This is a genomic window from Butyrivibrio sp. NATIVEDY162, from assembly GCF_045999815.1.
GTDB lineage: Bacteria > Bacillota > Clostridia > Lachnospirales > Lachnospiraceae > Butyrivibrio.
Map to the genome: position 1 here is coordinate 1,166,068 of NZ_CP172573.1, position 22,560 is coordinate 1,188,627.

Sequence of the window (22,560 nt, forward strand, 5' to 3'; positions counted from 1 at the left end):
ATGATGGTTTTTCCACTGCTTACAATATAGCTCACATTACGCTATGAATAGCATTTTCTTTTTTTCAGTAAATGCAATTGTTCGAATGACAGTTTTATGCTGCCATTTTCAAAACCATGTAGATAACACGCTTTTGAAAATGGACATAGATACACATTTTTTAGTTTTTACTGTAAAAAAATATTTAAATGCAATTCAAAAAAAAGAATTGGAGGTCTATATTATGTATGAAAATGAATATTTAAAGCTACTTAAATATCGAGAATCATTTTTGTATAACCAAATTGTGAGGCGAAAGAAACGCCTTGAAAAGGCGCCTTCCGAAAATCTCAGGATCGGACGGAAAGATAAGTTTTTTCAATACTATATCAGGAAAAATGGTCAAAAATCCGGTATTTATATTAAAAAGGCGGACATGGACACTATCCTGCTGCTTGCTCAAAAGAAATATGACGAGGCATTTGTAACACAAAGCGAGCCTGAACTGAAAATGATTCAAAAAATTCTAAAAGGATATTCCTCAAAAAAGCAGGAATTATCAAGTGTTTTCCCCTGGGAAATAAAATCAAAGATGGATATAGCCGAATGGTCTGACGAGGATTATGCAGAGCGTTGGCAAAACATTCCGTTTGTTCCTAAAAAGATTGGTAAGGACGTACCTTTTCATGTAACAGCAAGAGGCGAACAGGTCAGATCCAAATCCGAAGAAATGATAGCCAATGCCCTATATTCTCGAGGGATCCCATACAAGTATGAATGTCCTTTGAAAATCTATAACGGAGATATCAGATATCCTGATTTCACAATTCTCAATCCCTATACACGTAAAGTTGTATTTCTTGAACATTTAGGCAAAATGGATGATCCGAATTATGTAGAGTGGAATCTTCAAAGAATTCGTGACTATGAAAAGACAGGCATATTTCTTGGCAAGGAACTGCTTATAACTATGGAAACCCAAAAGATGCCACTTAATACAAAGCAAATAGAAGATTTCATTTCAAAGCATTTCGGTACGTCATAAAGAATTGTTGAAAATGTCTTTTACAAGTATTCTTCTTGCCATATAAAAAAACAGCCCTAAGCACTGGGAATATAAAAAAAATGCAGAATCCCAGTGTATGCCTAAAATTTTCACTACACTGGATTTAGCAAAAAACAGAATTCCAGTGTATGCCTGAAATTTTTACTACACTGGAATCAGCAAAAAACAAAATCCCAGTGTACACCTGGAATTTTCACTACACTGGAATCAGCAAAAAAACAAAATCCCAGTGTATACCTGAAATTCTCACTACACTGGAATCAGCAAAAACCAAAATCCCAGTGTACACCTGGAATTTTCACTACACTGGAATCAGCGAAAACCAAAATCCCAGTGTACACCAGGAATTTTCACTCCACTGGAATCAGCAAAAAACAAAATCCCAGTGTACACCTGGAATTTTCACTACACTGGAATCAGCAAAAAGCCAAAATCCCAGTGTACACCTGAAAATTCCAACTTATATCCATCACAATATTACAGTTCTAAATCCCACAAATGAAAGCAGGAAGATCAGATTCACAAATGTAAATACAGCAATGTACTTTCCTCTGTTTTCCTTATAGTCATTGCCATAAGCCTTAAAGGAAATAAGACTTGCCATGGAAGCAATAAGGGTACCAAGTCCACCTACATTGACACCTATCAGAAGTTCTTTGTAATCAGAAGCAAATCCCGAGAGCATCAGTGTCGCAGGAACATTACTTATGAACTGGCTTACAAGCGCACCCATAATGAATTCTCTTCCCGAAGTTGCATTTTGTAACACATCTCTGACTTCAGGAATTCTGCCCATGTTTCCTGTAAAGATAAAGAACCCTATAAAAGTCAGAAGCAATATATAATCAGCTCTTAAGAGAATCTTTCCATCCATCACAGCAACCACAACAAATATAACAGCCACCATGATATACCAGGGAATCACACGCAAAACCGTCAAAAGCGCAAGAACAAATAAAACAGAATAAATCACAACCTGGCGCCTGCTTCCAAAGCTCTTAACAACCTGATAATTATCCTTTCTTTCGCCAAGCTTTTCGCTGCCATTTTTTATAAAGAAAGAAAAAACCATAAGCAGGACAAGTGAAAAGGTGCTGTATGGCAACATGCACAGCACAAAGGAGCTGATGCTCATACCTGTAATACCATATAAATACAGGTTCTGCGGATTCCCGATAGGTGTAAGCATACTTCCGAGGTTCGCAGCGACTGTCTGCAATACAATAACCGGAATCATCATATCTTCTCTCTTACAGCTATGAAGAGTCATTAGCGCAAACGGAACAAAGGTAATAAGCGCCACATCATTTGTAATAAACATAGAAGAAACAAAGCACATGAGTATCAATACTATGGAAAGCCCGCGTCCTGTTTTAACTTTTCCAAGAAGCTGTTCTCCTATTTTTTCAAAAATAGAGTTCTCGCGAAATCCCTGAATTACAATCATCAGCCCCCATAATATCCCAAGAGATCTGAAATCAATATATGAAAAATATTCCGAATCAGGCTCTACTATAAAGCATGATATTATCGCAAGAATCCATGCACAAATAAGAACCGGATCAGACTTAAGCTTATTAAATATATTTTTAAAAGGTATAGATTTCATTTTTATTTCCTCATTACTTGCAAAGTATCCTGCCAAAATTTTTTAAGTAACCGGATTGCCCCATCAAAAGCGAATGCGCACTGTCTGGCGGCTCATCCTTTCTTAACTAACCAAATCAGACCATCAAAAGCAGGTGCACACTGTCTGGCAGCTCATCCTTTCTTAACTAACCAAATCAGACCATCAAAAGCAGGTGCGCACTGTTTGGCAGCTCATCCTTTCTTAACTAACCAAATCAGACCATCAAAAGCAGGTGCGCACTGTCTGGCCACTCATTATTCCTTATACACCAGAACCGGACGCTCCGAAAAGATAGTCTACACCAATACAGGCTGTGTTTCCACTTTTTTATATAAGAAGTCAATACTGCTTGTAGAGAAGATGGCATCTTGGAATAGACTTCATGTTCTATACAACCACAACAGGACCTGTATACTTCTTATCACAGGTTATTACATGCATCGCTCTTGGAATATTCTTTGGTTATGCATATATGAAAACTCAGAATATATGACTCGTAACCATGATGCATTACTTGAACAACAATTTAATCGTTCTTCTCTCAGGTGGTGATGTAAATGTTCTTCAGAATCAGACAGCAACTCTTGCACAGATACCTGTTCATATCATCAGCTGCCTTGTATTTGCTGCATTTATCCTTGCGCCAATTTATAATAAGCAAGACCAGCAGATATCCAATCAGGATATGGTCTGAAACTATATAAAGCAAAACTCCCTTCAGTATTCTGCCGGCCTTCATAGAACATATCTTTGAAGGCGATACACTTTTATTCTGAAAAATTTTTTTTCAGAATAAATAATACTTTAGGGAGTTTTTTGATATTTACTTTATATCGAATTCAGGCGGTTCATCGAGATGTTCAGAAACATACTTACCGTCTTTTTTTCTTTGCTTCACACATTCTGTGAGAAGATATTCTATTTGTCCGTTCACCGAGCGAAAGTCATCCTCTGCCCAGGCAGCAATAGCATCGTATAACTTAGCACTTAAGCGAAGCGGAACCTGTTTTTTCTCAGCCATTAGTAAAGACTTCCGGAGTTAACTATAGGCTGTGCATCATGATTACCGCACAGAACTACTAGGAGATTTGATACCATAGCTGCCTTCCTCTCCTCATCGAGGTCGACCAGTTCTTTTTCATTAAGTCTCTCCAAAGCAAGCTCAACCATGCCAACCGCGCCATCAACTATAAGTTTTCTGGCATCAACTACTGCTGCAGCTTGCTGTCTCTGAAGCATAGCTGCAGCAATTTCAGGCGCATATGCCAAATAAGTAATTCTAGCATCAACAATTTCAATTCCCGCATCTGCAACCTTTGACTGGATCTCATCCTTAATTCGCTGTGCTACAACCTCAGTGGAGCCGCGAAGACTTCCATCATCAGCTACACCGTCACCTGTAGTATCAACATTCTCTGTAATGTCATAAGGATAGAGTTTAACAACATTTCGTACAGCAGTATCACTCTGAAGTGACAGGTACTCCTTGTAATTATCAACCGCAAAAACAGCCTTTGCCGTATCTGTAACTCTCCACATAACAGCTACTGCTACCTCTACAGGGTTCCCAAGAAAATCGTTAACTTTCTGCTTGGAGTTACTAAGAGTCATGACCTTGAGTGAAATCTTTTTGGAAGATGAAGATCCGCTCATCTGCATTTCCGTACTGGAAATTGTAATTCCTGCAACCTTCTTTGTATCAGCAATATCTCCGCTCTGTCCAAGCTTAGTATCAGCTGCAGGATTAAATGCAGTGCAGAAGGGATTCACATAATAAAATCCATCTTCTTTGAGGGTTCCTATGTATTTTCCAAAAAGTGTAAGAACAAGAGCTTCTCCCGGTTTTAACACTTTAAGTCCAAGAAAAGGAAACCAGCCAACAGATACATAAACGCAGCTAAGTACAAAAAGAAACAGATTAAAGCCCGGCGATGTTGCACCTGTAATAAGAACTGCAGCTCCATCAAGTCCAATTGCTGTAACTACAAGCAAGGCGATTGCTGCTGCATATGCAATAAGAATTATGCACATCATAGTCATTCCATTTTTAGGTCCGTTTAAAATTTTCTCTTTTACATTTTCATTCATGATTATACCTCCATCTATTCATTGCAGATCATTTTGAACGTTCTCACTACTGTAGTTTTTATGCAATAACAAAATTGAAACTATAATAATTGGAAGTCCGGCAATCAAGCCATTGGGTACAGGTCCCAGCAATCTGTACGTTCCGATGTCTGCTCTGCAAACTGCTATCGGAATAGTTGCAGCAGCATTTATTGATCCGTGAAGGATTGCAGGTAACCAGATGCATCCACTCTTTTCATAAACCCAATCACACATTATCCCTAACGGAACTGTAAAAATAAGGAACATCAGCATACCCGTTATCGGGAATCCAAAATACTCTGATCCGTACTCATAACCTATAAATCCTATGAGCGGCCAGTGCCAAATGCCCCAGATAATTCCGCCAATTATCACGCCCTTTTTGCGACCATATTTTTCTTTTAATACAGGGTACATATAGCCTCGCCAGCCTGCCTCCTCACCGATTGCAGCAAACATGTTGAGGAATGGTGCATATATCGAAGCTCCTATGGAAGTCAGCAAAATGTACTTGGAATAAGTAATTCCCTGCGCCTTAAGCTGCTCCATTGCAGCAGTTCCGGCATCTCCCAGAGAAGCCATGATGCTCTCTCCTGTCAGATCGAGATGACCTGTGAAAATAGCAAAATATAACGCAGCTCCTAAAAGGGTCAGGATACTTGGTGCAAACCATGAAAAAAGTAACAATCCTATATTACCTTTAAGCTTCGGTTTCCAGCCCATGCCCTTTAGCTTTACGCCTGATATAAGAACCGCTACAAGCGGCGCATACATCATGACCGCCATCAAAAGCTGTCCCGGTGCCCTTCCTCCGTTTTGGTAGAGCATCCATACAGCCACCTGCATAACCCAGGCGATTATAAATACCCAGCGAAGGTACTTACTCAAATTTCGGTCTGTGTATATATTAGTTTCCATAATTACCTCCAGTTTCCATGAAAATTGTGAACCGTTCGGGTTGTTATTTTCATAAGTATTATCTATTTGATATCATAATGATATCATTAATATTTCAAAAGTAAACTGCTAATTTGGCAAAATAGAATGGGAAGTGATACTGCAAAGCATCGCAGGCGATTCCTCGCTGAGGCGCTGCGCATTCATATAATTAAAATGTTTGTGATACTGCAAAGCATCGCAGGCTCGAAATCGCAAGCGATTCCTCGCTGAGGCGCTGCGCGCCTCATACTAAAATAAAGAAGGACACCAATCTGCAAGCAAGCTTGCATTGGTGTCCTTCTTTATTTTACTGCGATGCTTTGCAGTATCACACGTTGAATCTAAACAATATTACGTCGCCGTCCTGAACGATGTACTCTTTACCTTCCATGCGGACAAGGCCTTTTTCTCTTGCTGCTGCAAGTGAGCCCTCACGAAGAAGATCTTCATAGTTGATAACTTCAGCTTTGATGAAGCCTCTCTCAAAGTCTGTATGAATCTTACCTGCTGCCTGAGGTGCCTTGGTTCCGATCTTGATGGTCCATGCTCTGGTCTCATCTTCACCTGATGTAAGAAAACTCATAAGTCCAAGTGTTCTGTAGCTTGCAGCGATCAGTTTATCAAGGCCTGACTCTGAAAGTCCAAGGCTTTCAAGGAACTCTGCCTTTTCGTCTGCTTCAAGCTCTGAAATCTCTGCTTCAATCTGAGCACTGATTACAAATACTTCGCTTCCAGATTTTGATGCAAGCTCACGAACTGCTGCCACATATTTATTAGAAGCTCCATCATCTGCAAGATCATCCTCCAAAACGTTGGCTGCATATATTACAGGCTTCCATGTAAGAAGGTCATAAGTATTCATAAGTGCCTTCTCATCATCGTCATCAAGCTCAAGCTCTCTAGCCATCTTGCCGTCTTCAAGAACTGCCTTGATCTTGTTAAGGAGCTCAAGTTCCTTAGCTGCTGCCTTATCCATTCTTGCAGCCTTGGTTGTCTTGGCAATTCTTCTCTCGAGAACTTCAAGATCTGCAAAAACAAGCTCAAGATTAATTGTCTCAATATCTCTAGCAGGATCAACTGATCCATCTACATGAACAACATTGGGATCATCGAAGCATCTGACTACGTGCACAATTGCATCTGTCTCACGAATATTAGCAAGGAACTGGTTTCCAAGACCTTCACCCTTGGACGCACCCTTTACAAGTCCTGCAATATCTACGAACTCGATAGTTGCAGGTGTTACCTTCTTGGAATGATACAGATCTCCAAGGAGCTGTAGTCTCTTATCCGGAACAGCAACGATTCCAACGTTAGGATCAATTGTTGCAAAAGGATAGTTAGCAGCAAGTGCTCCTGCATTTGTAAGTGAGTTAAAAAGGGTACTCTTTCCGACATTCGGAAGTCCCACGATTCCTAGTTTCATCTGTATATTTCTCCTTCTAAAAAGCTTGATTTTAAGCTATTTCTTACTTTTTCCTAAATATTTTTGTGCCAATTTTGCTGGGACAAAACCTCAATTATAGTATCACAATCCATGGAATATCTCCACCCTAGAAATGTACCATAAGAGTTTATTTCGGTCCTGATATTGTGAAAGATCTACATTTAATCCATGTTTTTTTCTCTGCTCACGTTCCGAGTCACAATCATCTTTAATTGTATCTCTTAAAAAATCCTCACTATATCCCTTGCCTTCATAAAACTGAAAACACATCCCATGATGTGGTCGTAATATTCTACTCACTTTATGCCTCTGATTCATTTGCGCAAAATTCCCATTATCCACTCGGAGTCGGGTGTTTCAAGGTTTTTATCTATAGTCATCTCTTCCATTATGCCCTGGAAGGCTGACCAAAAACAAAGTGCCAGGAGTTTGGGATCTCCTGCTCTGAAAGAGCCCTCTTTCTGCCCTCTCTTGATTACTTTGGCAGTATTATCGACTGCCTCCACAGACATAGCCATCTTTCTGATATCCTCAGGCATTCCGGCTCTTCTGGCCTGAGCCATCAGTACAAACATATTGCTGACAAAAGGCTGCAACTTGGCATATTTAAAGAGCTCATCCAGCATTCCCTTAAGAAACGCATCCGCGGGGATACCATCGCCACCGACAGTAGCCTTTGTATATTGCTCACCCATAGTAACCAAGGCTGCAAGCAGCTCCTCCTTGGACTTAAAGTAATGAAACATAAGTCCCGTACTCATTGGAACTGCAGCGGCAATATCACTTACTTTGGTTTCATGATACCCTTTTTCAACAAACAGATGCAGTGCTGTCATAAGTATTGCTTTCCTTCTCTCTTCCTTCTGCTCTTCTCTGGTCATTTATTCTTTCCTCAAATTCCTTTTTGCCAACCATTCTCTGAATTGCGAATTTACCATTAGTAACTGCTACAGGGAGTCCGCCCGGCTGGCTGCTCCACTGGCCCGCAAAACATAGGTTTCTGATACCCTTTATGTCTCCCTTCACTCTGATAGTCTTGCTGTCTGGTGTAGTTACAAAACTCATATAGCTGCCGTGATATGCGTTGCAATATCTCTCATAGGTAAGAGGTGTCCAGGCATCCAGATACTCAAGTGTACCCATAGTCTCAGGGAATGCAGCCTCTATCCTCATTCTGACCGCTTCTGCCAGTTCCTCTTTTGCTCTGTTGTATTCATCCCTTGAAAGAGACTTCCACCACTCATAATCCGAATCACTCTGGAATATGTTAGTCTGCATCACCTGTCTGTCTCCATTAACAAAGATCTCATCATAACCGTAAACCTTAACGTACATTCTGTCAAAAGTACCTGCACCAACCTTAAGAGGCTCAATGTCAATAAATACTGTCTCTCCGGGATTAAAATTTCTATCTGCGGCAAAAGCAACCTGAAAACCACTTGTAGCAGGATATTCCTTGGGAGACTCATATGCTTTTTTATAAATTTTTGGCATATACTTCTCATCTAGAAATTTTTTGAACAGAACTGCAGTATCTGCGGTACAGATGAACTCATCACCTGTGACCGTTGTGCCACACTCAAGTAGCATAGAAACAACCTTTTTCTTTTCTATATTCAGCTTCTCTACCGGCTTGTTGTAGTAAATCCTGCCTCCAAGGTCCTTGAAACGCTTCTCCATTCTAAGAGACATTTCCAGGGAACCTCCAATAGGAATACCACCGTTGCCGTCCGCTATAGTAGCGTAAGAAACAAGAAGTGAATATGCTGTGTAGTCCCCAGGCAGGTAATCACAGAGCATCTTTCTGATAAGTGGTGACTTGAATCTCTTACTGTATTCTGCCAGTGAGATATCCCCAAGTTCCTTCATAACCTGCACAAACTGCCCCATCTCCTTGCCGTAGTTAATGTAGTCTATAAAACCGAACATATCCAGAGGCTTGGCTGCTGGTATAACGCATTTCTTGGAGTATTCAACATAATCAATGAATTTGTCTATTTCTTCCTTATCATCAGGAGAAAGCTCCAAAAGTTCCCTTCTGGTCCTGTCAAGATCAGCCCAGAGAATTACCTTCTTGCCACCGTGACATGAGGTGAAAAAAGAATCAAGAGGCGCATATTCTGTGTCATCCATAAGAGCTCCAACCTCTTTCCAGACATCATAGAGTTCGGTTCCCTTCTTGGTACCAGTAAGCCAATGAATGCAATTGTCAATAACAAATCCCTTTCTCTTCCAGCCCATACACTCGCCACCCGGAACAGCGTTCTTCTCATAAATCTCAACATCCATTCCACAAAGTCTCGCATAGATACCTGCTGAAAGCCCTGCTATTCCACCACCTATGATCACTACTTTTTTCATATCTTTATCCCCGCTTCATTATAATATTGAATTTCAATTCATTGAATATATATTCAATATACTTATTATCATTATATTTGTCAACACATTAATGAAAAAAAGCTATTCTGAAGTTTATTCTTCCATCAAGGATTATGTATTACATTTCTCTTTCCACTATTGGCAGTTCCTCTTACTTCTTCGTGGTAAAAGTAATCTACGATTGTTGGATGTCCTTTCTCTACTCTCTCATACGGAGTTTCATTATCAACAAACCTGCAATCATACTTTTTAGCCAGCTCTTCTGCTTTCTTTTCCAGCGCTTCAAAATAGCTGCGGTTCTTTTTATTATAAATTTCGTCATACAGTGGCACCAGATCCGGATGTTTATCGGAAATGTATTTCATGATATCTGCCTTAAAACCTCCGCGAAGATTCAGATTCTCAAGCCATACAAGGTCACACTGATCTTTTGTCCTGTCTATGATTGCTTCTATATCCGTAATCCCCGCGAACACGGGTGAAATGAAGCAAATTGTACGAATGCCTGCCGCATATACCTCTTTCATTGCAGCAAGCCTTCTTTCTATGCTTACTGCCGCATCCATATCATCTTTAAACTCTTCATCGAGAGTATTGATTGACCATGATACTGTAAGTCTGCTATTTTCATTGATCTCTTTTAGCAGATCCAGATCTCTTAGTACAAGGTCTGACTTTGTGCAGATAAGTATGTCCGCACCACTATCCTTTAGTTCTTCCAGAAGTCTTCTTGTATTTTTATATGTTTCCTCTAGCGGATTATAACCATCCGTAACTGTTCCAATGATTACTTTCTGGCCGGCATACTTCTTTGGATTCTTTATTTCAGGCCAGTCTTTCACATCCATGAAGGTTCCCCATTCCTCCGTATGCCCTGTAAAGCGTTTCATAAAAGATGCGTAGCAGTATTTACAGGCATGGGGACACCCCACATAGGGATTCACCGAATATCCTCCAATAGGAGTATTCGATTTTGTCATTACACTTTTTGTTTCTATATGATTTACTTTGATTTCTGGTTGTTCCATATCCTCTGTTCCTCCAGCACTTTGTTAAAAGCATCCGGCATTTCCTGTATCATTTCTTCTCCCATAATCGGAACAAGATCTTCTTTCCAAAATACAGGAATGTTCAGTTCATGAGCCTGTTCTGTCAATGAATAAACCCACCCGGGATCTGTTTTAACAGTCCTGCTCTTTGCACCTGTCATGGTTCCCACCACAATCCAGTCAATACCTGTAAGATCAACCTTACCCGGATCATCGAACAAAGGCTCAAAGGTAACATGATATTTTTTTGCCTTCACATTGCTCCGCAGTGCATCAATACGCCATAACTCAGACTTTCTCGTAACTGTAACGCCAAACCATGCATTATCAAGATCTGTTTCAAAAGACAGAAGATCCGGTCGTTTGGTAAGAAAAAGAAACTGGTGCTGAGGATTCTCTGCTATCTTTTTAAAGACTTCCTCTCTCCATTCCTCATGCCAGCCCGAGAAATCGCTCATGCCGGTCAGCAGAAAATTCTGCGGCTTTTTCTTTTCCATCATACGAAGCTTTCCTTGAAAAAACTGTGGCTTTTCAAAATCATCTATGATGTGATAACGCCTCGTATTGTTTCTGGCATAGCAGTACGGACATCCAACAGTGCACCCTATAACAAGATTCATGTTCTGAATCTGATCTTTAATACAGATACTCATTTGTCACTCCATTCCTCAAGGTTTACCCTGATGCGGTTAAGATACTCTTCAAACTGAAGAATCTCTTTATTCGTAAAATCACGATAATAAATATTCCCCATCTCATTGGATACGGAGTCATAAGCTTCTTTAAGTTCTTTGGCTTTATCTGTGAGGAACAGAAGAGTTTTTCTCTTATCAGCTTCATCCGTTTTGCGGCTTATCAGTCCGTTTTTTTCCATCCGCTCAAGCATGGTCGTAAGTGAAGTAATTGCAAGGCCGCTTTTCTCGGAAATAATTTTAATAGGAACACCATCTTCCTGCCATAAGACATAAAGAATCCTTCCCTGAGCTCCGTTAAATGCATCAATGTTTTTTTCTGCCAGTATCCTTTCAAATATACGATCACCCAGCTGTTTTATTTTTGTAACAAGAAATCCACCATTTGTCTTCATAATTAAATACTCCTATATCGTAGTTTTATACTACGATATAGGAGTATTTTTGTCAAGCACACATATCATAACTTCCGGTATAATCGTCCACGTCACATTGCAAAAGCTGAATCGTATCTTCAACAGAGATTTTCCTTTTTATAAGTTTTTTGCAATTTCAAATACTTTTCTTAGATACTTACCAGCGTTTTTATCCCGGTTAGCATCATTACCATAGCCTCTGGTCATCTCATCAAAAGCATATACTTCGCAGGTTTTTGCTCTATTTCTGATCCGGTCACCAATCATAACTGTCTTCATTGCTTCCAGCTGATCTCTTCTTACCTTATCTTTTAATGACCCACCCATGGTAATCAAAAATAATGCTTTTTCCAGACATTCCATGGATGTTTTATCCCCATATGCAAATCCGTAAGTCCATACCCGTTGAAACCATCCCTCTAACATAGCAGGAGACGAAGTCCAAAAATCAGGGTAAATAAAAGCTATCGCATCTGCTTCATTTATCTTTTTCTGCTCAAAAAGAACATCCTCCGATACAGGACTATCCAAATTATAAAATCCTTCTCTTATATACTCTTTTTCCGACATCACGGGATTGAATCCATCTGCATACAGATCAGAAATCTCATATGAATGTCCTGCACTCTCCAGTCCTTTGATAAAAGCTTCTTTCACTTCATATGTGAAACTATTTTTACTTGGATGACAATATACAATGAATACCTTCATTTCATACTCCTTTACCTATGGCTACTTATCCATCCCTATCCACTGTATGAAAGCTGTCTTATCACTGCTGTTATACCCAGCCTTCTCATAGAAATGCATAGTCTCCGGCTTCTTTGTTCCTGTCAGTAGCATCATTTTGTAACAGTTTTCCTTCTCCGCAATCTTCTTTGCATAATCCAGACATTCACCTGCATATCCGTTTCCTCTGAAATCCGCATGTGTTACCACATTCTCAACAAAAGCATATGGTCTTATATTTCTTGTTAAATTCGGGATAATCACACAAACACAAGAAGATATAATCTGACCATCAATCTCATTTACGATCAGATGGTGATTCGGATCTTCAATGATCTGATTCCATATTCTTTCAAGATGTTCATCATGCTTGGGAATACTGTCTTCATGTAAGTAAAGATACAGTTCCAAAAGTGCTTCCAAATCTTCTTTTTTTGCTTCTCGTATCATCAGCTGATGCTCCTTACCTCCTTAACCTGGAATTCAAAGTTCCATAATTTCTAAATCGTCCGGAACAAAAAGCTTTCCATTATCCAAAGAAAGGGCATCTTTCTTTGATACACTGCTGGTTCTGCGATGAGAACTCACAGTGTTGCTCCTCATATTCAATCTGCACACCGTAGTGCTGTCTTACGTACTCTATTCCATGCTTGAACGCAATCATAGCATCTCTTTTACAACATCTTGGGCCATTTATCTGGCCAAGTTCTCCTATGGCGCTTGATGTAAATGCCATGTGATCTCCCCAGGTGCCATCTTCAGAAAGAGGTCCTGTGCCATCAATAATAGAAAGAGCCGCACCTATAGAAGTTATCGCTCCGCATATTCCCCAGAGTCCACACATTGCTCCCGGCATCCGGAGTCCTTCATTAAGAAGTTTCTTTAAAGCGGAGTCTATATCTATTTTGCCACCAGCATTATAATAAGCCATCAAGAAACATGCCCCGTCTAATATATGATGTTCTGGCCCATGTATGCTTATGTAATCTTTTTTTGCCATTGTCTTAAACATATTGATAGGATTAATGCCTTTTTCTTTACGTATATCTTCAATAATCCTGTTTGCTTTTTCTTCAATAGTCATAAGTAGCTTCTCCTATAAACTAATTATGAAGCTCTGTACTCCATAAGAGTTGTGTTCTGCCATTTTCCAAATCGATCTTTAGCTATTCTTTCCCTATAGCCAATTTCCCTAAAACCACATTTTTTGTGTAAGGCTATACTTGCTTTATTAATTGAAAATATTGCAGAGTATATGCTCCAATATCCATCTTTCTCAGCTTCTTTGATAATCGTATTTACCAAAGCTGTTCCTATCCCATGACCTCTATAGTTTCTATCAACATATACACTCATCTCAACGCAGCCTTTATATGCGCACCTACTCGAAGAAAGACTTAACGCTATCCAGCCTACAACCTTCCCTTCTTCCTCAAAAACAAACCTGCAATTCTTTACGTGACCTTCATTCCACTCAGTAAAACTAGGACACTCTGTATTAAAAGTTGATGTTCCCTCTTCTAATCCCTGCTTGTAAATCTCTGATACTGTCCCCCAGTCTTCATCTCTCATTTCTCTAATCACAGCATTCCACCTCCGTTTTTTTTATCGCATCATTATAGATATTTAATGCCTCTAAAACCTGACTCTGTTTTTCCTTTGGAATCATTGAAAAAACTCTCTCAAACTTCAAATTCATATCTTTTTCTATTGTATTGAATCTTGCCATTCCTTCATCAGTCAGATTAAGCACTACACACCTGCGATCCCTTTTTGAAGGTTCTCGCAAAACATATCCTTTTTGAACAAGCTCTTCTACAGATCTGCTTACAGCACTTTTATCCATCTTAAGGAGTTCAGCAAGTTCCTTTACACATATTCCAGGTTTTCTGCCTATCTCAACAACCAGAAAGCATTGAGATGTATTAACGTTACATTGGCAGCAATCAGAACTGTTTAGCTTCTCAAGATTACGTTCTAATTCTCTGGTACTTTCTCGAAATAGTTTTACCTTATCCATCGAATGCCCTCCTATGAATTTAAATGATAAAATCATTAGTTGTATTTGTCAACTAATTTATGGTATGAAAAAGCCACATAGCCGTTATAAACAACTACGTGGCAATTCCATTGGCATATTCATTTATCTTATTTGTGATCCATTGCTTATGATATTTAATACGTATGCTAACTATAGAAGTCACCTCGTTTTTTTTCTCGATAAAAGTATTATATTCGAGATAATAAAGATTCTGAAGAATAAAGAAAATATCTCTTTTAGCTAATGGCAGTTTATTAATATCTTTCTTTTTCTGAAATCATGCCAGTTTATCCAAAAGCTCATCTATATCACTGTTAATGCATACGCTCCTATCTTCTATCTCTTTGGGACAGTATGCCTCTTTGTAATTCAAGCATGCATATGTAGCTTTTTCATTTTCCATTGTCATTTGCCAGAATGGATACTTGATTATTACTGGTGTATTGCTGCCTACCCCAAGTTCCAGGAAAAGCACATGCAGATTTTCATGTCTTCTAAGGAAATCAGAATAAGCCGCTGATGCTCTATGCCAGCCTCCATCTTCAAGGAATGTATCATCACTTCTAAGATTCATGGTGACATCACTTCCATCAATCGGACACTTTGGAATCAAACTGCTGTCAATTTCCATTCTGACCACACCGCCAGATGGTATTGCAAAAATTCCATTCCCATCCTTAACAAATCCCTGAGTTTTCATGGCATTCATCACCCAGTCTTCATTATCAAAGTTTTCCCTAATTGCAGGATTCATACTTTGAAACAGACCATAATCTCCCTGAGTGTAAAATAATCTATTCTTATCAAACCCTGCTTTCTGAAAGCAATGATCCACGTTTGTAGTAATCACAAAGTAATCTTTATCCTTAACAATGTTATAAAGCTTTGTATAAGTATCTTTAGGTGCATCAAGGTATCTGTTGATGTAGATATATCTTGACCAATATGCCCAGAACTCTTCCTTGGTTTTGTATGGGTAAAACCCACCTGAATACATGTCCTGAAAACCATATTTTTCTTCAAAATCAGAAAACCACTTTTTAAACCGGTCTCCACTGTACGTAAACCCTGCGGAAGTAGAAAGTCCTGCCCCGGCTCCAATAACAATAGCATCAGCTGTCTTTATTTCTTCTTTTAATCTGTCAAGCTGCTCTATATCATCATCTTTCCCAAGGGACATACCGCTGTTAAAGCTATGTATGGCACTTAAACCTTTTTTTATTGTATCCTGATATCCATTTGGCTGAAACGATCTGATCTTAGCCGTTGTCATTATAAAACACTCCTTATAGCTTAACCATTTAACAGTTTTTCATATATTTCAAAATCAAGATCCTTAAATACATTGAAAACAATCTTCATCTCACTGCCTGTCTCATCAAGCCAGTTTTTAACTGTCTCTACAGCAATCTCAGCAGCTCTCTGATTAGGAAACATGAAAACACCGGTAGAAATGCAACAAAGAGCAATGCTCTTAACACCGTTTTCCTCTGCTATATCAAGACATGACTTATAGCAGGATGCCAAAAGCTGCTCATGCTTTTTAGTCAGAGGTCCTTGAATTATAGGACCCACGGTATGAATAACATAATCACAAGGTAAATTATATGCCGGAGTGATTTTGGCCTGACCTGTAGGTTCAGGATGCCCCTGCTTTTCCATTATGCAGTTACACTTGTAGCGGAGGCCAAGCCCAGCTTTCGAGTGAATAATGTTACCTGCACTTCTATGAAGATGAGGCAAAACGTACAGGCGAATCTCCTGCTCACATCATGGCTATGACCATGATCAGGGATGTCCTCAAAAGTACTGGTATCACTGCAACAGTAGGTATCGGAACAAATTTGTATCTAGCCAAGGTTGCCATGGATATAGTTGCAAAGAAAGCTCAGGCTGATAAAGATGGTGTACGTATCGCTACTCTTACAGAGGATACCTATAAATATCTTCTTTGGGATCACAGACCTCTTACAGATTTTTGGCAGATAGGTAATGGAAAGGCTGGTAAGCTTGAAAGAAATCACATGTACACCATGGGCGATATAGCACAGCGGACACAGTGGGATGAAGAATGGTTCTATAAGACATTTGGAATCGATGCTGAGATCCTTATAGATCATGCATGGGGCATAGAACCCGTAACCATGTATGACATCAAGCACTACAAGACCGATAATCATTCTCTTTCCAACGGTCAGGTGCTACCCCGTCCTTACAAATATAATGAAGCCTGCATCGTCCTTATGGAAATGATCGATATTCTGTGCTGTGACATGTATAAGAAAAACCTCGTATCCTCTACCTTTACCTGGTGGATAAGCTATGACTATAAGAGCCTTGAATACTGCCCTTCCTATGATGGACGACTTTCCATCGACTGGTATGGAAGACTTCACCCCGCGCATTCAAATGGCACAGTGCGTATGCGTGCAGCAACCAACAGTGTTCAGCTGGTTACTGACCTTATAATGGCAGATGTAAAGAAAAAAAGTGATCACAGGATTCTATTCCGCAGACTTGGTATCTGTGCCTGTGATGTAAAAAGCGACGAAGGAATATTTCAGATGGATCTGTTTACAGATTACGATGCACTAAACAGAGAAAAAAGACTTCATGCTGCCCTTTTGGAAGTCAGGACAAGGTATGGCGCAAATGCACTTCTTAAAGGAACAAATCTCCTTGAAGGTGCAACAACTATAGAGAGAAATAGGCATATCGGAGGTCACAGAGCTTAAAGCACAGCCTCCGGTCTATTAGAAACGGAGGAATCAGATGAATAGCGAAAGTTCTGTGATAGAAATACCTTCCAATTTCAGATACAGAGATGTCTTTTTAAAGGGAAAACCAAAGCATGATAAGACTGACAGCTTTTCCATAAAACATCCGGCAATGGATCTTGGAAGAAGAGCCAAGATATTCAGTCCCTTTGATGCTCTTAAAGGCTTTAGCGATGAACTTGCAAAGTCCGAGCAAATAAATGAAGACTACTATGCCGATAACGGCTATGAAGAGATAGAGGAATATCCATAGGAGTTAAAACGATATGTGTACCAGATATGCACTGGAGAAGGATCTCCCGGAGTTAAAAGATATATTTGAGATTGCTTTAAGGTCATCTCTAACAAGTAAATTCATAGATACCCACGCAAGGCCGCTGATCACTGATGGAGAAGTACGCCCAACAGATATAGTTCCTGTAATAGCCCCCAATGCCAAAGGTGTAAAAAGTGTATTTCCCATGCAATGGGGCTTTCTTGCAAGAGACGGTAAACGGAGCCTTTTCAATGCCCGTGTTGAATCCGCTATGGAAAAGCCCACCTTCAAGGACGCCTGGAAATCACACAGATGCATCATCCCAGCTTCTTATTACTTTGAGTGGGAACATTTCAAAAGCGCAGATGGCAGGGTCAAGACCGGTGATAAATATGCCATACAGCCAAGAGGCTGCACTGTGACCTGGCTCTGCGGTCTTTACCGCATCGAAGACAGCTATCCTGTATTTGTGGTTCTCACCAAAGAGCCAACAGCAGAGCTCTCCAAAATCCATGACAGGATGCCACTTATGCTTCCAAAAGAAAGAATAGATGAATGGATAAGCCCTGCATCAGATCCGGCTGAAATTGTCCCGTTTGCTTTATCAGATATGGTTATGGAAAAAGCTGGTGTCTTTTGAGGATCAGTACATCACTGCATCCTCTGCAGTGAATCCACCAATTGAACCTGCCTTGACCTGGATACATGCATAGCTTAACTCTGAATCTTCCGCAGCAAGAAACTGTCTCTTTCCTTCAGGTGAAATTCTAACCACATCACCTTTAGCGATTTCAACATCCTCTCCATCAATTACAGCCTTACCCTTTCCGGAAAGAATAAGATAGATTTCCTCATTATTTTTATGTGAGTGTACAAAGGGAACACCTGCTCCTGCAGGAAGATGATTGATACTTATCTCTGCTCCCGTTAAACCAAGAGCATCATGAAGTTCTGCTCTAGGAGCCTCTGTTACGTTTACTTTTTTGAAATTTGACATTTTTGTTTTCCTCCATGTATTTGATATTTGTTTTTGTTTGTTGTATCATCATTTTATCCCTTAGGCAATTTCAAACAAGTACGAACATTTATAATACATAGTCTCATTTTTGATACTATTGCGGAAATACAAGGAGAAAATTTTAATGAAAAGCATTTACGGTCAATGTCCTTATGCCACAACTCAAAGAGTCCTTCAAGGTAAGTGGGCCATAGTTATACTCTTTCAGCTTAGTACAGGAACACAACGTTTTAACGAACTTGAAAGGAATATTCCGGACATCACCAGAGCTATGCTGACCAGACAGTTAAGACAATTGGAAAATGACAAACTGATAACCAGAAAGGTATATGCCGAAGTTCCTCCCAGAGTTGAATATAGTCTTAGCGAAATGGGCGAAAAATTCAGGAAGGTCTTGGATCAGATTGAACTTTTCGGCTTTGAATATATTAAAGAAATAGAAAAAGCTGAAGGTTGAGCCCTCAGCTTTTTCATTATTGTAAATTGTTGTCCATCAAAAGAGCTTCTTTCCATCTGAAAAAGCCTCTCCGACTCTTCCGGACACCTTATAATAACCATGTGTGTAAGGATCAAAGGCGATAGCTTCAAGAGAATCTATATTAACCTTGTCTCCAGACATATTTGCTTCCTCAATAGAGGTTTTTACGACTTTTCCGATAACTCCTATTCCTGTCTCATCGTTCTGGTATTCGATAAACTCGCATTCCATTGCGATAGGAAGCTCATTGATGATCGGAGCATCTACAAGGTCAGACTTGACTGTAGTAAGTCCGCTCTTTTCAAACTTGTCCTTCATGTTGTTACCACTTGCAATTCCAAAAAAATCAGCCTCTACGACATGCTTTGCATCTGCGATATGTACGACGAAACCTTTTCTTTCCTTGATATTCTGAACCGTCTTGTGGCTCTCCGTCAGATCGAGCGCTACTCTGTCTCGCGCAAGCCTTCCTGCTGTAACAAGACATCACGAAGCATCAGATCATCAATTTTTACATCAATGATATCTATACGTTCAGAGCCCGGAAGCCCAAGATTATCGGCATCAACATCCATAATTATTGCAAATCATTTCCTGCATCCAATCTCTCCTGTACTTCCAGAGGAAGTATTTTCAGTAATAAAGCCGTGACAAATTGCCACGGTATTGTTTTAGGGAGGACCCTTCAGATTTTACACTGAAGGGATGTTATGAAAAAGAATTTGTTTGTATGTGGGGTATCAAGTGGATTTGTGTTCCTCTTGATGTACTAATGACCTTTTATAATCAAAAAACAGGATTAATCAACATAGTCTGTTGGTTAATCCTGTTTCTTTTTTTCGAAGGATCATTGTCCTTCTTTCTTCCTTCTCGTATGATACTTTTTGCGGAAAATACACTAAAGAAGGAGGATACATGAATAGTATCACAGATTTATTAGACCTTGAAGATGGCGACCTCTGTATCACAGAAACCCAGATTCAAGGTCAGACTAAAACTATCACCATTGAAACCAAACCTGTGCGGCTACAGGATGTATTCAAGAGTAAGCGCGAAAAAATTCGGCGGATTTCGCATTCCGCATAAAAACCTCATAATGAGTATGACTAAAACACTACACTTTTGCATCAGCTATCAAAACCCTTAGGCGAATGAATTATGAAATTCCTAAGTCTAGAGATCTTGATATACATGACCTTGCCATTCCAAAGCAGGACGTGGTAAAGGTGGATATCGTTTCCGATATTCAGCCACCCACCAAGGAAGTGATTCCTTTACATGAGGTGGCGCCGCACCTTGACAATTCACATATGATAGAAAAAAAGACCCCTACATCATTTTCAGATGTAGAGATCTTTATAGTGTCATCTTAACTTAATGACATTGAGCAATACGGGCTCCCCCCTCATATTATCCAGAGGGAGTCCATTGATACGTGGAAAAAATGAATAATCACACTAAAAAATGCCTGGCACAAAATTATGCTGCGTTTTGCGCCGCCCGTCGGCCACTGATGCGATAACCAGCGGCCACTCGGCGGCAGTAACGGCCACCTGTTTATGAGGTGGATTTTAACTGAATCATAACTCATGGTGGAATTCACATCTTGACCTTGTGAAGAGGAAGACCGTCTACAGCTTAGCCCATTTTAAGAGTGGGCACTCTTGCAAAAGGTTAATAAAAGGACAACCAAATGGAGTCCGATAAGCCCTCATTAATTTTACTGTAACATGGTTTATGGATAGCGGAAAAGCGTTGGAAATTATTGCCATGTTAATTGATAGGATACTGTCCGATTTCAAGCCGTTTCTCGAATTCATCCAGAGGAAGCGGCTTGTCATAATAGTATCCCTGAGCATATAAGCAATAATTGTCATGAAGAATCTGAACCTGCTCAGCAGTTTCAACACCTTCTGTAATGCATTCGATTCCCATGTCAGATGCCATAGCTGTTATGTGATTATATAGAACTGTAGAGAGATCTTTTTGGTCGGTTGAAGATATCGGAAGTAGACTTCTGTCAATCTTCATTACGTTCCATGGCAACTCCCTGATAAGATTTAAGGAAGAGTAGCCGATACCAAAATCATCAATGGATGTATGTATACCTATCTTTGTAAGACCTTCGACCAGCTTTTTGAGTTTAAGATAATCGCCTTCTGTAGTTGTCTCGGTTAGCTCTATCTCAACGTATTCATATGGGATATCATATCGGTTTATTATACTGACGATTTTATCCAAAAGTTCCGGATCAGCCAGGTGCTTACGGGAACAGTTAATAGATATCCGAACCACGTTTTTCCCTTCATCCAACCATTTTCTTATATTCTTACAAACAAGATCAAGCATATAGAAATCCAGCCGGAATATATCCGTGTTACGTTCGAGTATCGGAATGAAATCCATAGGTGGTATTATCCTTCCATCCCTGATCCATCTGCATAGAGCCTCTGCGCCTATGATCCTGCCCGTTTCAACATTTACTTTTGGCTGATAGTATGCATGGAATTCATAATTATTTAGAGCTTCTTCAAAATGTCTGCGGATTTTTGAAACATTCTCTTTATCCTCTATAATCTGCATACTCGCATATACAACATCAGTTTCATCGGATATTTTTGCAGTCTGACAAGTGGGCTGGATCATTTCAACAATGTTGCCCGGCCTTTCATATTTGAAATCACTCGGAATGATAAATACTCCGGCATATGCTGATACGATTGCGCTGCTTGAAGTCAGCCGGTCATATATGATAGGTGTGCCTTCAAAAAAAGCGAGAATTTTCTCCAACATTTCATTTGGGAATATAGCTGCGAAGTTATCCCCGCCCACACGACACACAGTACCACTATTTCCAATCATATCCCTTAAAGTATCGAAATGGGCTTTCATAACGGCGTTGCCTTCTTCGAATCCCAGATCACGATTTATGACAGAAAAATCCTTAAGGTTATACATAATGGCGGTAAAGCCGTTAAATCCACCTGTTTTATTCATTTTTTCAAGATGGCGGAAGAAATATACAAAATTCGGATATCCATTGTCGTCATGAAACGCGAGATTCTCGATTGCTGTCTGCATACGGTTCCGTCCTATGTAACTCATCATGGAACGCAGACAGATGTCAAGCTGCTGTTCTTCTTTATTGCTCAAATGTTCTGTGCCTTTGGCAGAATATGCTGTGGCTCTAATTATAGCCCCTGTTCTTGAAATGAGTTCTTTTTTGAGCACAACAATGTCCGCAGAACCTTCATTGAAATCACAGAGGATTTCTCCCTTGCCGTCTTTTTCATCCACACTGCTCCTATAAAACTCTGTGACAACTTTGGTCAGACGAAAAGAACGAGCCAATCTGCAAAGAACATCAACCAGGGTTTCTTTGGAAAAATGTTCAAAATCAACCATGGCATCGACGAATTTTATGAATAGTTCTGAAAAATCATCTTGTGTTGTCAATTTTTCATCAGTATTATCTGAGGTGGCCATTATTTCTCCTTTGGTTCTCAGTCCGAGATTACTATAAATTGAAAATGGGGTCAGGGGGGTACCGTT

Annotated in this window: 28 protein-coding genes; 7 read left to right on the plus strand and 21 right to left on the minus strand. The window is 39.8% G+C overall.

The features are described from left to right. The first annotated feature begins 223 nt into the window (after positions 1-223). Positions 224-1,024 carry a PDDEXK family nuclease gene (locus ACHCNF_RS04765; protein ID WP_408071647.1) on the plus strand — a complete coding sequence of 267 codons (801 nt, stop codon included), beginning with the start codon at positions 224-226 and terminating at the stop codon, positions 1,022-1,024. A gap of 490 nt (positions 1,025-1,514) precedes the next feature. Here the strand turns inward: ACHCNF_RS04765 and ACHCNF_RS04770 are convergent, their stop codons facing one another. Then, a complete protein-coding gene (locus ACHCNF_RS04770) occupies positions 1,515-2,654 on the minus strand; it encodes an SLC13 family permease (RefSeq protein WP_408071648.1) in 1,140 nt (379 codons plus the stop codon). Between the two features lie 535 nt (positions 2,655-3,189). Between ACHCNF_RS04770 and ACHCNF_RS04775 the strand changes: the two genes are divergently transcribed. Beyond that, the gene (locus tag ACHCNF_RS04775) at positions 3,190-3,369 is read left to right on the plus strand and encodes a hypothetical protein (protein ID WP_408071649.1); all 180 of its coding nucleotides are present in this window, start codon (positions 3,190-3,192) and stop codon (positions 3,367-3,369) included. Positions 3,370-3,498: 129 nt separating this feature from the next. Here the strand turns inward: ACHCNF_RS04775 and ACHCNF_RS04780 are convergent, their stop codons facing one another. The 16 genes from ACHCNF_RS04780 to ACHCNF_RS04855 all read right to left on the minus strand — a co-directional run bounded on the left by ACHCNF_RS04780 (position 3,499) and on the right by ACHCNF_RS04855 (position 16,222). Further along, positions 3,499-3,696, minus strand: coding sequence for a type II toxin-antitoxin system antitoxin (locus ACHCNF_RS04780; protein WP_026492054.1), 198 nt, complete (start codon positions 3,694-3,696; stop codon positions 3,499-3,501). Continuing rightward, positions 3,696-4,763 carry an SPFH domain-containing protein gene (locus ACHCNF_RS04785; protein WP_408071650.1) on the minus strand — a complete coding sequence of 356 codons (1,068 nt, stop codon included), beginning with the start codon at positions 4,761-4,763 and terminating at the stop codon, positions 3,696-3,698. The genes ACHCNF_RS04780 and ACHCNF_RS04785 overlap by 1 nt, the downstream gene beginning before the upstream one ends. 18 nt (positions 4,764-4,781) lie before the next feature. Next, positions 4,782-5,702 carry a CPBP family intramembrane glutamic endopeptidase gene (locus tag ACHCNF_RS04790; protein WP_408071651.1) on the minus strand — a complete coding sequence of 307 codons (921 nt, stop codon included), beginning with the start codon at positions 5,700-5,702 and terminating at the stop codon, positions 4,782-4,784. A gap of 349 nt (positions 5,703-6,051) precedes the next feature. Continuing rightward, complete coding sequence (ychF, locus tag ACHCNF_RS04795; protein WP_408071652.1) at positions 6,052-7,149, minus strand: redox-regulated ATPase YchF; 1,098 nt, start codon at positions 7,147-7,149, stop codon at positions 6,052-6,054. A 335-nt stretch (positions 7,150-7,484) separates the two neighbouring features. Continuing rightward, positions 7,485-8,051, minus strand: coding sequence for a TetR/AcrR family transcriptional regulator (locus tag ACHCNF_RS04800; RefSeq protein ID WP_408071653.1), 567 nt, complete (start codon positions 8,049-8,051; stop codon positions 7,485-7,487). Next, on the minus strand, positions 7,981-9,531 hold the full coding sequence (locus tag ACHCNF_RS04805; protein WP_408071654.1) for a phytoene desaturase family protein: 1,551 nt from the start codon (positions 9,529-9,531) through the stop codon (positions 7,981-7,983). The genes ACHCNF_RS04800 and ACHCNF_RS04805 overlap by 71 nt, the downstream gene beginning before the upstream one ends. A gap of 125 nt (positions 9,532-9,656) precedes the next feature. Further along, positions 9,657-10,580, minus strand: a complete 924-nt coding sequence (locus ACHCNF_RS04810; RefSeq protein ID WP_408071655.1) for a radical SAM mobile pair protein B — start codon at positions 10,578-10,580, stop codon at positions 9,657-9,659. After that, positions 10,556-11,254 carry a radical SAM mobile pair protein A gene (locus ACHCNF_RS04815; RefSeq protein WP_408071656.1) on the minus strand — a complete coding sequence of 233 codons (699 nt, stop codon included), beginning with the start codon at positions 11,252-11,254 and terminating at the stop codon, positions 10,556-10,558. The genes ACHCNF_RS04810 and ACHCNF_RS04815 overlap by 25 nt, the downstream gene beginning before the upstream one ends. Beyond that, a complete protein-coding gene (locus ACHCNF_RS04820) occupies positions 11,251-11,688 on the minus strand; it encodes a radical SAM mobile pair system MarR family transcriptional regulator (protein WP_408071657.1) in 438 nt (145 codons plus the stop codon). The genes ACHCNF_RS04815 and ACHCNF_RS04820 overlap by 4 nt, the downstream gene beginning before the upstream one ends. Before the next feature lie 138 nt (positions 11,689-11,826). Next, a complete protein-coding gene (locus ACHCNF_RS04825) occupies positions 11,827-12,420 on the minus strand; it encodes an NAD(P)H-dependent oxidoreductase (protein WP_408071658.1) in 594 nt (197 codons plus the stop codon). 21 nt (positions 12,421-12,441) lie between these two features. After that, on the minus strand, positions 12,442-12,888 hold the full coding sequence (locus ACHCNF_RS04830) for a GNAT family N-acetyltransferase (RefSeq protein WP_026658924.1): 447 nt from the start codon (positions 12,886-12,888) through the stop codon (positions 12,442-12,444). 79 nt (positions 12,889-12,967) lie between these two features. Further along, positions 12,968-13,522 carry a DUF5714 domain-containing protein gene (locus tag ACHCNF_RS04835; protein WP_408071659.1) on the minus strand — a complete coding sequence of 185 codons (555 nt, stop codon included), beginning with the start codon at positions 13,520-13,522 and terminating at the stop codon, positions 12,968-12,970. A gap of 23 nt (positions 13,523-13,545) precedes the next feature. After that, entirely contained in the window at positions 13,546-14,022 is a 477-nt protein-coding gene (locus ACHCNF_RS04840) for a GNAT family N-acetyltransferase (RefSeq protein WP_408071660.1), read from the minus strand. Beyond that, positions 14,015-14,458 carry a MarR family winged helix-turn-helix transcriptional regulator gene (locus ACHCNF_RS04845; protein WP_026663216.1) on the minus strand — a complete coding sequence of 148 codons (444 nt, stop codon included), beginning with the start codon at positions 14,456-14,458 and terminating at the stop codon, positions 14,015-14,017. Before ACHCNF_RS04845 ends, ACHCNF_RS04840 begins: the two co-directional genes overlap by 8 nt. Before the next feature lie 298 nt (positions 14,459-14,756). Then, a complete protein-coding gene (locus ACHCNF_RS04850) occupies positions 14,757-15,752 on the minus strand; it encodes an SIR2 family NAD-dependent protein deacylase (RefSeq protein WP_408071661.1) in 996 nt (331 codons plus the stop codon). A 20-nt stretch (positions 15,753-15,772) separates the two neighbouring features. After that, positions 15,773-16,222 (minus strand): macro domain-containing protein, encoded by a 450-nt coding sequence (locus ACHCNF_RS04855; RefSeq protein ID WP_408071662.1) that lies wholly within the window; start codon positions 16,220-16,222, stop codon positions 15,773-15,775. A gap of 35 nt (positions 16,223-16,257) precedes the next feature. On the opposite strand from ACHCNF_RS04855, the gene ACHCNF_RS04860 reads away from it, so the two are divergent. From ACHCNF_RS04860 to ACHCNF_RS04870, 3 genes are read left to right on the plus strand one after another with little or no spacing between them, the layout of a single operon-like run. Next, a complete protein-coding gene (locus tag ACHCNF_RS04860) occupies positions 16,258-17,214 on the plus strand; it encodes a DNA polymerase Y subunit UmuC family protein (RefSeq protein WP_408071663.1) in 957 nt (318 codons plus the stop codon). Between the two features lie 37 nt (positions 17,215-17,251). Further along, complete coding sequence (locus ACHCNF_RS04865; RefSeq protein WP_408071665.1) at positions 17,252-17,509, plus strand: hypothetical protein; 258 nt, start codon at positions 17,252-17,254, stop codon at positions 17,507-17,509. Between the two features lie 13 nt (positions 17,510-17,522). Then, positions 17,523-18,152, plus strand: a complete 630-nt coding sequence (locus ACHCNF_RS04870) for an SOS response-associated peptidase (protein ID WP_408071666.1) — start codon at positions 17,523-17,525, stop codon at positions 18,150-18,152. Between the two features lie 3 nt (positions 18,153-18,155). Here ACHCNF_RS04870 and ACHCNF_RS04875 read toward each other — a convergent pair whose 3' ends face one another. Further along, a complete protein-coding gene (locus tag ACHCNF_RS04875) occupies positions 18,156-18,509 on the minus strand; it encodes a cupin domain-containing protein (RefSeq protein ID WP_408071667.1) in 354 nt (117 codons plus the stop codon). A gap of 145 nt (positions 18,510-18,654) precedes the next feature. Between ACHCNF_RS04875 and ACHCNF_RS04880 the strand changes: the two genes are divergently transcribed. Next, positions 18,655-18,987: a winged helix-turn-helix transcriptional regulator gene (locus tag ACHCNF_RS04880; RefSeq protein WP_013282515.1), complete on the plus strand. Its 333-nt coding sequence runs from the start codon at positions 18,655-18,657 to the stop codon at positions 18,985-18,987. A gap of 36 nt (positions 18,988-19,023) precedes the next feature. Here ACHCNF_RS04880 and ACHCNF_RS04885 read toward each other — a convergent pair whose 3' ends face one another. Together ACHCNF_RS04885 and ACHCNF_RS04890 are read right to left on the minus strand one after the other, a co-directional pair. Further along, complete coding sequence (locus ACHCNF_RS04885; RefSeq protein WP_408072193.1) at positions 19,024-19,446, minus strand: flavin reductase family protein; 423 nt, start codon at positions 19,444-19,446, stop codon at positions 19,024-19,026. A gap of 8 nt (positions 19,447-19,454) precedes the next feature. Then, positions 19,455-19,583: a hypothetical protein gene (locus ACHCNF_RS04890; RefSeq protein WP_408071668.1), complete on the minus strand. Its 129-nt coding sequence runs from the start codon at positions 19,581-19,583 to the stop codon at positions 19,455-19,457. A gap of 576 nt (positions 19,584-20,159) precedes the next feature. On the opposite strand from ACHCNF_RS04890, the gene ACHCNF_RS04895 reads away from it, so the two are divergent. Beyond that, the gene (locus ACHCNF_RS04895; protein ID WP_408071669.1) at positions 20,160-20,381 is read left to right on the plus strand and encodes a hypothetical protein; all 222 of its coding nucleotides are present in this window, start codon (positions 20,160-20,162) and stop codon (positions 20,379-20,381) included. A gap of 400 nt (positions 20,382-20,781) precedes the next feature. Here ACHCNF_RS04895 and ACHCNF_RS04900 read toward each other — a convergent pair whose 3' ends face one another. Further along, entirely contained in the window at positions 20,782-22,494 is a 1,713-nt protein-coding gene (locus tag ACHCNF_RS04900; protein WP_408071670.1) for an EAL domain-containing protein, read from the minus strand. Positions 22,495-22,560 lie beyond the last annotated feature (66 nt).